Here is an 11,846-nt window from a genome sequence, read left to right on the forward strand (position 1 = left end):
CTTGAAGCTGTCACAGTACTCCAGTATACCGAACAATCGCCACTTCGCCAAACAAATTAATTTTCATTCGGGTAAAGTGGCAGCGTCAAGTTCTCAAAAGTCAACGGTGCTAAACCGGTCAGGGTAATGCCTAATAACCGCACACCGCTATCTAAATGGTCGTCGACGACCGCGTCAAATATTTCACTGGCATAACGATAGTAGACCAGCGCGTCGTTCGGTAAAAATTCGCCGAAGGTCCGGCGCTTCGTAATGGTGACAAAATCGCCGTACCGCAATTTTAACACCAGCGTCTTACCGTGCCGCTGGTGACTAGTCATCGATGCCGCGACGAGCCGGGCAATTTCCCGTAAGTGATCGTTAACTTCCTCGGTCGAAGTCAAAAACGGCCCGAACGTCCGCTCCTTACCAATCGATTTACGCTGCCGCAAATATTCGACTGGCCGGTCGTCACTCCCACGCACCCGCCGGTACAAAATATAACCCAGCTTGCCAAAATTTTGAATTAATTTAAGTTCGGACTGCTGGTATAAGTCCCAGCCGGTCTTGATCCCCAACTCGTGCATTTTTGGAACGGTCTTCTTGCCGACGCCGCGGAACTTTTCGATCGGTTCCCGCCATAAAAACGGTTCGGCGTCCTGCGGCAACACAATCGTCACCCCAGCCGGCTTACGGTAATCCGACGCTAACTTGGCAATAAACTTGTTATAGGAAATACCGGTCGAGCACGTCAGGTGGGTCTGTTCCCAAATCTCACGTTGGAGTTGGTGGGCGAGTTGGACGGCACTGTGAATCTGCTTCTTGTTGGTGGTCACGTCCAAGTAGGCTTCGTCAAAGGCAATCGGCTCGATTTTATCGGTGTACTCGTGAAAAATACGGTGAATTTGCGCCGAAACTTCCCTGTATAACGGAAAATTGGGGGTCTTAAACACCGCCTTGGGACACAACTCAAGCGCCTTAGCCGCTGGCATGGCCGAGTGAACGCCGTATTGGCGGGCGACGTAATTAGCAGTCGTCACAACGCCGCGGCCACCGGTCGTCCGCGGATCGTGAGCGACGACCAGTGGCTGAGTCTTGTACGCCGGTTGTTCGCGTTCTTCAATCGACGCGTAAAAGGCGTCCATGTCAACGTGAATGATTTTACGACTCGCATCCACTTTGATTGGCGCTTCAATAATTGACTGGGCCACGGCCCCCACCTCCTTCTGAATTTCATTATACACGAACGTACGTTTCACTTGGCCAAAAATGCATTAAAAAAGGCGTCCGGATTTCTCCAGACGCACCCTTAAAGTTAACCTTATTTTGCTTCCGAATCAGCCGCACTACTGTCAGCTTCACTGGCCGCACTATCAGCAGCACTGTCCGCTTCCGTTGCATCGGCACTGGCAGCTTCATCACTACCCGCTTCCGTTGACGCTGCAGCGGAGGTAGCAGGCTTTTCAGCCGTTTCGGCCGGCGTGATTTTGGCAATCGCGTTCAAATCAAAAACCAAGTAGATGCCGTCACAGTCTAACGTGATGGTCTTGTCAGCTTCATTGACTTCATCAACAACCCCGTGTAAGCGGCCAATCGTGGTGACCTTATCGCCACGCTTGATCTTACTTAACATACTTTGGTGTTGTTGTTGCTGCTTACGTTGCGGACGAATCATGAAGAAGTACAAGAACGCAAACATCGCGACAATGAAAATAATTGATGCCATATTGGTCATTTTTATAAATCGCTCCTAATCTAAATTGTATAAAGTTTGACTAACTTTAACTTTAACAAATAACACTATAAAATACTAGTCTGACTAGAAATTTTTCGGGTTTTTCTGATTAAAGCCGTACATTTCGAAGAAGTTTTGCCGGAATTCCAGGAGATTATCGTCCTGAATCGCTTGGCGGACCTGCTTCATCAAGTTCAACAGGAAGTATAAGTTATGATAACTAGTCAACCGCAAACCAAAGGTCTCGTCGGCTTTGATCAAGTGGCGGACGTACGCCCGGCTAAAGTTCCGGCAGGTGTAGCAATCACAATTATCGTCAATTGGCGAAAAGTCGTGGGCGTAAGCGGCGTTCTTGACGACTAAGCGGCCGTGCGAGGTCATGCAAGTCCCGTTACGGGCAATCCGGGTCGGTAAGACACAGTCGAACATGTCGACCCCGCGAATCGCACCATCAATCAAGGCGTCGGCCGAGCCGACCCCCATCAGGTAACGCGGTTTATTTTCCGGTAACAGTGGTGTCGTAAAGTCCAGCACGTGGTTCATTTCCGCCTTGGATTCCCCGACCGATAGTCCCCCGATCGAATACCCCGGAAAGTCCATGCTGACAAGGTCCTTAGCGCTTTGTTCCCGTAGGTCTTTAAAACCGGCCCCCTGAACGATGCCAAATAAGCCCTGGTAATCGGGGTGCTGGTGAACCTTCAAGCCCCGTTCCGCCCAGCGGCTGGTCCGGGCAACCGAATGGCGGACGTAGTCGTAAGATTCAAAGAACGGCGGGCATTCGTCCAGACTCATCATGATGTCCGGGCCGAGATCATTTTCGATTTGAATCGCCTTTTCCGGTGACAAAAACATCTTCGACCCGTTCAGGTGGTTCTTAAAGTGGACCCCTTCCTCGGTAATGTCGCGGTTCTTAGCCAGTGAGAACACCTGAAAGCCCCCGGAATCGGTTAAGATCCCCTTGTGCCAATTCATGAACTTATGCAGGCCGCCCGCTTCCTTGACGATCTGTTCGCCGGGGCGTAACCACAGGTGGTACGTGTTCGATAAAATCACGCCCGCCCCCATCGCGTCGAGTTCCTCGGGCGCTAGCGACTTAACGCTGGCCTGGGTGCCAACGGGCATAAACATTGGCGTCGGGAAGGTCCCGTGGGGCGTAATTAGTTCACCCAGCCGTGCGCCAGTGTGCTTTTCTTTTTTGATTAATCGGTATTTAATTGCCGGTTCCATGTATTTTCCTCCGTAAAAAACGTTGCTAAACTCTGACTATCATAGCACGAAAGCCCTTTACTCACCAGTCGCGCAACCGTCAGAAAAGCGAGCCCACTAGCGGACTCGCTTACAAGACTCAGTTGTGCTTAATGAATAAACATGGCATCGCCAAAGCTAAAGAAGCGGTAGCGTTCCTCGATGGCGTGCTGATAAGCGTTCAAAATCATGTCGCGACCAGTAAAGGCGGCCACCAGCATCACTAACGTCGATTTTGGCAAGTGGAAATTCGTAATGAACGCGTCAACCACTTTCCACTGGTAACCCGGTTTAATAAAGATGTCGGTCCAGCCGGAATCCGGCTTGATTTCACCGTTGAACTTCGTGCCAATCGTTTCCAGCGTCCGGATTGAAGTCGTCCCGGTGGCGATGATCCGACCACCGTTGTTGCGCACGTCGTTTAAGGTTTTGGCAGCGTCTTCGTCCAGTCGGTAAAATTCACTGTGCATCTTATGGTCTTCAATGTTGTCCTCTTCGACCGGCCGGAACGTCCCCAGACCCACGTGTAAGGTCAAGTAAACTAATTTGACCCCCTTATCCTGAACTTTTTGTAATAAGTCCTTGGTCCAGTGCAAGCCCGCGGTTGGCGCAGCGGCCGAACCGTTTTCCTTCGCGTAAACCGTCTGGTAACGGTCGGGAGCGTCGAGCTTTTCCTTGATGTACGGTGGTAACGGGGTTTCACCCAACCGTTCCAAGATTTCCATAAAAATCCCATCGTAATGGAATTCGATCATCCGAATCCCGTCTTCCTTTTCACCGGTCACGGTCGCCGTTAACTGGCCGTCACCAAAGGAAATCACCGTGCCGACCTTGGCGCGTTTGGCCGGTTTCATCAGCGTTTCCCACTCGTCGCCCTCGGTGTTATGCAATAACAACACTTCGGCGTGACCACCGGTTTCGGGCTTAACGCCGTATAAGCGCGCGGGCAGGACCCGTGAATTATTCATGACGACCGCGTCCCCCGGGTTCAGCTGGTCGATGATGTCGTAAAAGTGCTTGTCCTGCATTTCGCCAGTTTTACGGTCCAGTTCGAGGAGCCGCGACGCGTCGCGTTTCTTAATCGGGGTCTGGGCAATTAATTCGTGTGGTAAATCGTAGTCAAAATCTTCAAGTGTTAAGCTCATGGTTTCGCTCCTATCTATTTTGTTCCGGCGGGTACGGTAACCCTAAGTGTTGATAACCCTTCATCGTTACGACCCGGCCACGCTGGGTGCGCTTCAAAAAGCCGATTTGTAACAAGTACGGTTCAACGACTTCCGCAATTGTGTCGGTTTCTTCACCAATGTTAGCGGCAATCGTGGCTAACCCGACCGGTCCACCGTTGTAATATTCGATCATCGTTCGTAATAATTTATTATCGGTTTCGTCCAGGCCGTCTTGGTCGACTCGCAAATAGGTCAACGACCGGTTCACGATTTTGGAATCGATCGCATCCTTGTCGGCAACTTCCGCAAAGTCGCGAATCCGCTTAAATAACCGGTTCGCGATCCGCGGCGTGCCCCGGGAACGGCGGGCAATTTCGTGGGCGCCAGAGTCCTTGATCGACGTCTGGAAAATATCGGCCGTCCGCTTCACGATGTCCTCTAAGTCGGCCACTTGGTAATAAGCCATGTGTTCGACGATGCCGAAGCGGTCCCGTAACGGTGCCGAAAGCATTCCGGCGCGGGTCGTCGCCCCAATTAACGTAAACGGCGGTAACGGGAAGTGGACCGGGTGCGCAGTTGGCCCCTGCCCGACGACAATGTCGACAAAGAAATCTTCCATGGCCGAGTACAGCATTTCTTCAACGATTTTCGGTAACCGGTGGATTTCGTCAATAAATAAAATATCACCGGGCTCCAATTCGTTCAAGAGCGCAACTAAGTCACCGGGCTTTTCGATGGCCGGACCACTGGTCGTTCGAATGTTGACCTGCATCTCGTTAGCAATCACCATGGCAAGCGTCGTTTTCCCTAACCCTGGTGGTCCAAACAACAGGACGTGGTCCAGCGATTCGCCCCGCTTACGGGCCGCCTCGATGTAAACCCCCAGTTCGTGTTTAACCTGGTCTTGACCAATGTATTGGGCCAACGTTTGCGGCCGGAGCGATTTTTCTAACGACGCCTCGGCATCGTCGGTGTTGTCGCCCGATAAAATTTTGTCGTCGTCCATTGATTGATCACTCCTTACTTCGTCAATAAGCGCAAGCCTTCACTTAACAGGGCGTTGGTATCCGCTGAGTTGGTTTGTTGGTAGGCTTTAAGCGGCTTGGTCACCTTTTTAACTTCGCGCTGTGAATAGCCTAGCGCGGCCAGGGCAGCTAGGGCATCGGTTAAGGTGCCATCTTCTGCCGCCACCGGCACGTCCAGCTCAGTTTGGCCGGTAACGTTGCCGTTTAAATCGTTCAGCTTACCCTTAAGGTCCAAGACGATCTGTTGCGCCGTCTTCTTACCGACACCCGGAAAACTCGTCAGGTACGTTGCATTTTCTTGATTAATGGCTTGAATCAAGCCGGAATGGTCATTATTCGCTAAAATGGCTAGCGCCGACTTGGGGCCGATACCGGAAACGCTCAGTAATTTTTCGAACAGTGCCTTTTCGTCGGCGTCGTAAAAGCCGAATAAGCTCATCCCGTTATCACTAACGGCTTGATGAATGTACATTTTAACTGCGGATTGCCCGACCTGATAGCGGTACGGGTTGGCCGTTAAAACTTTATAACCGATGCCACTGACCTCAATCACGACGTAGGCCGGCGTCACATCGGTAATCTGGCCGAGAAAGTATTCATACACGACTTCAAAACTCCTTTAATAAAACGTATGTTTGCTTGCTAAATTGTACCACATTTCCCGGTTAGCTTGACCCTTCAACGAACATTTTCCGCGGGATTGCTTGCCGGGCTCGGTAATCCATGCTATGCTCAAGCCCGATTAGGAGGGATTTACCATGGAAACCAACCCCTTTACGGCCATTCTTCCCAGTGCCAGTGGGTTACAAAAACTGACGTGCGGTGCCAGCGACTGGACCCCCGCCGACGAAACCGTTCAGGCCGGCGACAGCTACTACTGGTACGAACTCACCCAGGACGGGGTACACCAGTGGCGACTACTAGCCAGTTGGCCCGAACAACTAAGCGTCACCACGATGCTACCCGGCGGCATCAACACCGTTCTCTACGTCCAAAACCCGGTGATTGAAATGTTGATCGATGACTGGGTCGGTCACTTTGCGCCGACCCGCGAATTTACCGATCCCGCCGGCGTCCGCCACCGACTTTGGCAAGTGACCGAAGCGCCGGTCAACGCCGATCTCACCGAGACGCTGGCCAAAATCACCCCGCGTAAAACTTGGCTAACTACGACCAGTACGCCGTTGGTGATGCTAGTTGCGGACCAAGAATGGGCCAAGTTCAAGCAACAACCAACAATTCCGGAACAACTGATTAAAATTCAAGTTAATACGGACTAAAATATCCCGGCGAACCCATCCGTTCGTCGGGATATTTTTATTCTTAATGCTGATAGTACCTAAACAATCGCCAAGCGGCAACGGCCAGTACGCTGAGCGCACTGCCCAACGAGAGCCAGCTCCCAACTAGCAGCCCGGGCGTTCGGTAGGTCAACGTGATCCGGTGGTGGCCGGCCGGTAACTTAGCCCCGACAAAGGCTAAGTTCACCGGTTGCGTCTTAACCCGCTGACCATCCACCCGCAACTGCCACCCGGTAGAATACGGAATCGACGTCGTTAAGATACTAGCCTTAGTCGTTTGCGTCGTCCCGCTAACCCGGTTAGCCGTTACCTTCAGCCCCCGTAGTCCTTGACGCTGAACTTGCCGAACACGTTGCCGGTATGTTTTTCCGAACGGCACGGCCACGAGTTTTGCTGATTTAAAATGTAAGCTGCGAATTCGGTCAAACGTTAGCGTAATCGTCTTGCGGGCCGAATGACTGTAACCTAAGTTGATCACCGCCGAATCGCGGTACTCGTAGTCCGACATGTTCGTCGTCCCCAACTGGTTAAAGGTGGCTAGGTTATCGACCGTTTGTGCCGTCAACTGGTAGCCGCTGGCACTTAAGTTCCCCTTCAAGCCATCACGTACCCCGTTGAGTTGGTCCATCTTCGTGTACGGACGGCCAGAAAAGGTGGTCGTATTCAGACTGGTACGTAACTCATTTTGAATCGACGAACGTCGGTAGCGAATGCCGTCCAACACAAGGTACAGTTCCGTATTCCGGTAACGCTTAGGGTGTTTGATCGTCAGCTCGTACGGCACCTGGTGACCCTGGACGTCACTGATCATCGCTTTTAAGCCGTTAGCGTTAGTTTGTGCGTTCGTCTGCAACCGCTGCTGGTTCGCCGCAATTAACTTTAATAAGTGCTGACTCGGGTTCGTTAACCCGGTGGCTGGCGCCAACTGCTGGCGTTGTTCCGACGTCAGCGTCACGGTATCATCCGCTAGCTTAGTCGTTTCGTTGTTCGAAGCACCGGTGGCGTGCTGATTCCGGTAAATCATGACCTTGTCGGTACTGTCCAGTACCTTGGTCGTATCAGCAGCAGCACTGTACGCCACCGATTGCCCGGTCTTTTTGGGCGTGACCGTCTGACCGGCGTGCGTTTTAATCAACGTCCCCTGTAAGAGCGCCTGTTCCTTATCAACGGCACTGAGCCGGTTGAAAGCCGTTGGTGTCAGTCGGTTGGGCTGCGTATAGACCAGTGGTAGCGCGTAATCGGACTTCAATAGCACGGTCCCGGTGTGGTTACTTAATCCATACACGAACCGATCGGCATACACCTTTGGCTGACCGTCCTTAGCTTTAACGACGTGGTAGCCGGCCGGTAACGCTTGGTGCCGCAGCTGGTCTTCGCGGGCAAACAAATACTTTACACCGAGCAAGTTGTTAAACGTCGTCCGGCCGTTTAAGTCCCCCAGCGGCGCGTTCATCGCGTAAGTCGCGTTGCCCAGCTGGCGGCTCAACTCACCAACGTAGCCGTTTTGAACCGAAAAGTACGACCCAACCAAGTGGGTCTTTAAGACCATCGGAACGTTGCTTTCAGCCGAACGCAAGGTGTAGTAGTTCGGAACGAGTGCGGTCCGGTAAAACTGGCTTGTCGATTGCGTCCCCTTTTCGGCACCATCCAGGTACCCCTTGATCCACTTAATCGCCGTTCCGCGCCGCAACTGCTCGCCGGGGTTCGAGTTCGTGTTCGGGCTGAGCCAGCCCAAGCCACTGTTTGCCAGGTTTAAGGTGACCAATCCTAGTAATAAATAGCGCCACTGCCGGGTCGTAAGCCCCAAATGGTCCTTGGCAAGTAGTAACCCGATCAACATTAATAAAATCAGGTAGGTGGCGATGTCGTGCTTACGAATATTCAGGTAAAAGCCGTTGACGGCCCAGATCAATGCCAACCAGCCGCAACCGACCAACGCAATCCATTTCAAGTCCGCGACCGTCAAATGGTCACACTGATCGATAAAGACCATCGTGGCGTACGCGACCACCAGGTTGGCCATCAGTAACCACCGGTTAGACGGCGTCGAAAAGACGTTGAAAACCGCCGCAAATCCGGGCAGTAACAGGCCCACCGCCATCGCTACCAGCACCCAGTTCAAAACCCAGTAACGTTTAAAATGCCGAAGGGTGTAGGTCAGGCTGACAAAACTAATGGCACTCATCCCGAGGGTAACCCAGTACTGAACACTGCCACCGTTCGTCAGCAACCGGTTCGGTAAGTTGACGTAGTAGTTAATCGGGTAAGTCCACAGGCCGTTCGCAAAGTCAAAGTCGGTCCGGGTCGCCGTCAGCATAGCAAGTAAGGTCGGCACCATGATGATGCCGGCCATGCCGACTCCCAATGTAACGGCTACCGCGAGCCGCCACAGGAGTTGCGGAAACGACCGCATTGCTTGGCCGGCCCGCCGGCGTGTCCAAAAGCTAACTAGTGCGTAAATCAGACTACCTAGCGCTAACAAGTACGCAAAGTAGAAATTGCTAATAATCACGACTGCCGTAATCAGGCTTAGCGGTAACCAGTGGCGACCACGCAGCACCCGTTCAATCGCCCAGGCAAGCAGCGGGAACCAGATCATCGGTAATAAAAAGAACGGGTGGTGCATACCAACGTAAAAGGTGTAGGCGGTAAAGGTATAGGTCAACGTGCCGATGAACTGGCTGAACCGGCTAAATTTAAACTGGTGCGCAAAACCAAGAAAGGCTAAGCCCACGCAGTAAAGGCGTAACAAAATTAGCGCCTGGTACGCCGCCTCCAAGTGCGCCCGCGGTACCAGTGCCACTAAGTAATTAAACGGGTCACCGACTACGTAATAGGCAAAGGTCGTCAGTTGGTCGGCTCCCAACCCGAGGTTCCACGACCAGCTGGCTAGTCCCGCTACACCGCCCCGCAATATTTTTTGAAACGTCACTAAAATTGGGAAGTGTTGCGCGATGCCATCAACTTCCCAAATCAGCGTCCGGCCGGCTAAAAATAGTCCGCTGTAACTAATGGCTACAATCACCATAAAAAAGAGTGTGTACCACCCGACCAGCGGGAATTTACGTACCTTATTCAAAGTTTCGGTCCCCTTTGTTCGAATTTCCCGGTCAAACCGGCCCCACACCGGTAAACTTTTTTTGACGCGGGTGACTTTCAAGAATGGTCCTATTTTACCATGATTCGGCAACTAAACCGTATTAACGGACAAATCTTAATTAATTAGTAATTGTATGTCACAACTAATCAGTTGGCACCGGCTAACAACGGACAAAAAGCGGCTATCCAAGCATTTTGCCGGTAGCCGCCTACTTTATTTTTATTGGTGTAGTGGTGATTCATGACTGTCCTGAATCCGTTTAAACATCCGTTCCATGTCGCGGTTCGTAAAGTGAACCGTCACCGGTCGCCCGTGCGGACAGTTGAACGGATTCTCACATTCCGGTAATTTCGCAATCAGCGCGCGGGCCTGCTGGTCGTCCAAGTGGTGGTTCGCCTTGATGGCCCGCTTACACGACATCATGATCGCCGATTTCTCCCGGAACTGGGCAACCGTTAAATGGCCATCTTGTAATACCCAATCAACCATTTCCTTAATCGTGTCAGCTTCCTGCCCAGCTTTAAACCAGGTCGGGTGCGAATGCACGATAAAGCTGTTGCCACCAAACGCTTCCAAGTGTAACCCCAGTTGCGCTAACAACGGTAAATTTTCTTGGATTTTCAAGACGTCACTGGTTGGGTAATCTAACACGATCGGTACCAATAAGTTTTGTTGATTAGCACTGACCTCACCGATGGCTTGGCGGTAGTATTCATAATTAATCCGCTCCTGAGCGGCGTGCTGATCCAAAATGTACATGCCGTCCTCGGCTTCCGCTAATAGGTAGGTGCCGTGCATCTGCCCCAAGTAGCGCAAGTGTGGAAAACGTTCCGTGGTGGGCGCTGCCGGTTGCGTCGGCTCGGTTTCCGTGGCTTCGGCTGCCGCTACTGTCGGTTGGTCTGCTTGATTGGCCGCAAACGGCAAGCCAACCCGTTCGTCACGGTAACGAGCGTCAAAGGCCCGCACCGCACCGGTCTGCAACTCTTGACGGTCACTAATCATAATCGGTTCGGCAGCCGTGGTTTCCGTGACCGGCGTCGCTGCTAACGAGGTAGCCGGTGCTGAAGACGCCGGTAACGTCATTTCACCACTACCATTTTCCGTTGCTGCCGCCTCACTTGCCGTGCAATCGTTCCCAGCCGTAAGCGACGCGGCAAAACTTTCCGCAGCCTGCGGACTAGCACTAGCCACTTGATATTGTGACGACGCGGCGTTTAGGTCGATCGCCAACTGGTCGGTTTGAACCGGCTCCCGCCGGTGACTACCTAGATTGGCCATGGCAGACGGGATCAAGTTCTCGTCGGCTAAACGTGCCGTAATCGTTGCACTAATTAACTTGGCAAGCACCGGTTCTTTGCTAAGCCGGACCTCCTGTTTTGTCGGGTGTACGTTAACGTCGACCATTAGCGGATCCATCGTTAGCGCAATCACGGCAATCGGGTAACGGCCGACCATCAACTTGGAGCCGTACCCTGCAATCACCGCCTTGGTCAACTGCTGGTTTTTAATCGCCCGGCCGTTGATCAGGATCGAAATATACTGGCGGCTCGCCCGGGTCAGTTCCGGCAAGGCCACGTAACCTGTGAGTTGAAAATCATCGGTTTGGCCCTTGATTGCCACCATCTTACGGGCATTTTTGACCCCGTAGATGCCGGCAATGACCCGTTGCAAATCACCGCGACCGGCCGTTCGTAGTAGTTCCTTAGAATTATGCACTAACCGGATCGCAACGTTCGGGTAGCTCAGCGCCAGGCGGTTGACCACGTCGACTATGTTGGCCAGCTCGGTCTGCGGTGATTTCAAGTACTTTAAGCGTGCCGGGGTGTTATAAAACAGGTCGGTGACCGTAATATCGGTTCCCTGCCGCAGGGGGGCCGGTGCTTGGTGCACGAGCTTCCCACCACGGTAATGAATACTGGTCCCACTCGTCCCGGTACTGGTGACTAGGGTCACATCGGCCACCGACGCGATACTCGGCAACGCTTCACCACGAAAACCGAGCGAATGGACCCGAAACAGGTCCTCACGCGAAGTGATTTTACTAGTGGCGTGGCGTTTAAAGGCCGTCAAAACGTCGTCAGCCGCAATGCCGTCGCCGTCATCGATCACCCGGATTGACCGTACGCCGGCTTCCTGCACCAGCACGTCGACACGGGTTGAATGCGCGTCCAACGCGTTTTCCACCAGTTCCTTTACGACCGAGGCGGGGCGTTCCACAACTTCTCCCGCTGCGATCTGATCCGCCAAGACACTGGATAATTCATGAATTTTAGCCATCACCATCGGTCCCTTCTA

The 11,846-nt window shown here is 52.6% G+C and carries 9 protein-coding genes; 1 reads left to right on the plus strand and 8 read right to left on the minus strand.

Annotation, left to right across the window (positions count from 1 at the left end; all coding sequences use genetic code 11):
* Window positions 1–56: 56 nt before the first annotated feature.
* The 6 genes from dinB to ruvA all read right to left on the minus strand — a co-directional run bounded on the left by dinB (window position 57) and on the right by ruvA (window position 5,754).
* Window positions 57–1,190 carry a DNA polymerase IV gene (dinB, locus tag FFM82_RS00930; protein ID WP_137643990.1) on the minus strand — a complete coding sequence of 378 codons (1,134 nt, stop codon included), beginning with the start codon at window positions 1,188–1,190 and terminating at the stop codon, window positions 57–59.
* A gap of 110 nt (window positions 1,191–1,300) precedes the next feature.
* Window positions 1,301–1,714, minus strand: a complete 414-nt coding sequence (yajC, locus tag FFM82_RS00935) for a preprotein translocase subunit YajC (RefSeq protein ID WP_137643991.1) — start codon at window positions 1,712–1,714, stop codon at window positions 1,301–1,303.
* An 84-nt stretch (window positions 1,715–1,798) separates the two neighbouring features.
* The gene (tgt, locus tag FFM82_RS00940; RefSeq protein WP_137643992.1) at window positions 1,799–2,941 is read right to left on the minus strand and encodes a tRNA guanosine(34) transglycosylase Tgt; all 1,143 of its coding nucleotides are present in this window, start codon (window positions 2,939–2,941) and stop codon (window positions 1,799–1,801) included.
* A 128-nt stretch (window positions 2,942–3,069) separates the two neighbouring features.
* Entirely contained in the window at window positions 3,070–4,104 is a 1,035-nt protein-coding gene (gene queA / locus FFM82_RS00945) for a tRNA preQ1(34) S-adenosylmethionine ribosyltransferase-isomerase QueA (protein ID WP_137643993.1), read from the minus strand.
* A gap of 10 nt (window positions 4,105–4,114) precedes the next feature.
* Window positions 4,115–5,131 carry a Holliday junction branch migration DNA helicase RuvB gene (gene ruvB, locus FFM82_RS00950; protein ID WP_137643994.1) on the minus strand — a complete coding sequence of 339 codons (1,017 nt, stop codon included), beginning with the start codon at window positions 5,129–5,131 and terminating at the stop codon, window positions 4,115–4,117.
* Between the two features lie 14 nt (window positions 5,132–5,145).
* The gene (gene ruvA, locus FFM82_RS00955; RefSeq protein WP_137643995.1) at window positions 5,146–5,754 is read right to left on the minus strand and encodes a Holliday junction branch migration protein RuvA; all 609 of its coding nucleotides are present in this window, start codon (window positions 5,752–5,754) and stop codon (window positions 5,146–5,148) included.
* 154 nt (window positions 5,755–5,908) lie between these two features.
* Between ruvA and FFM82_RS00960 the strand changes: the two genes are divergently transcribed.
* Complete coding sequence (locus FFM82_RS00960; protein WP_137643996.1) at window positions 5,909–6,430, plus strand: DUF1015 domain-containing protein; 522 nt, start codon at window positions 5,909–5,911, stop codon at window positions 6,428–6,430.
* A gap of 43 nt (window positions 6,431–6,473) precedes the next feature.
* Here the strand turns inward: FFM82_RS00960 and FFM82_RS00965 are convergent, their stop codons facing one another.
* Both FFM82_RS00965 and mutL read right to left on the minus strand, forming a co-directional pair.
* Window positions 6,474–9,530: a YfhO family protein gene (locus tag FFM82_RS00965; RefSeq protein ID WP_137643997.1), complete on the minus strand. Its 3,057-nt coding sequence runs from the start codon at window positions 9,528–9,530 to the stop codon at window positions 6,474–6,476.
* 240 nt (window positions 9,531–9,770) lie between these two features.
* A complete protein-coding gene (mutL, locus tag FFM82_RS00970) occupies window positions 9,771–11,828 on the minus strand; it encodes a DNA mismatch repair endonuclease MutL (protein ID WP_137643998.1) in 2,058 nt (685 codons plus the stop codon).
* Between the last annotated feature and the right edge of the window lie 18 nt (window positions 11,829–11,846).

It is taken from the genome of Lactiplantibacillus plajomi (assembly GCF_005405405.1).
GTDB lineage: Bacteria > Bacillota > Bacilli > Lactobacillales > Lactobacillaceae > Lactiplantibacillus > Lactiplantibacillus plajomi.

Excerpts from the sequence above, each read along its gene's own strand:
- yajC (WP_137643991.1), bottom strand. The coding sequence starts at position 1,714 with ATGACCAATATGGCATCAATTATTTTCATTGTCGCGATGTTTGCGTTC.
- tgt (WP_137643992.1), bottom strand. The coding sequence starts at position 2,941 with ATGGAACCGGCAATTAAATACCGATTAATCAAAAAAGAAAAGCACACT.
- queA (WP_137643993.1), bottom strand. The coding sequence starts at position 4,104 with ATGAGCTTAACACTTGAAGATTTTGACTACGATTTACCACACGAATTA.
- ruvB (WP_137643994.1), bottom strand. The coding sequence starts at position 5,131 with ATGGACGACGACAAAATTTTATCGGGCGACAACACCGACGATGCCGAG.
- FFM82_RS00960 (WP_137643996.1), top strand. The coding sequence starts at position 5,909 with ATGGAAACCAACCCCTTTACGGCCATTCTTCCCAGTGCCAGTGGGTTA.
- mutL (WP_137643998.1), bottom strand. The coding sequence starts at position 11,828 with ATGGCTAAAATTCATGAATTATCCAGTGTCTTGGCGGATCAGATCGCA.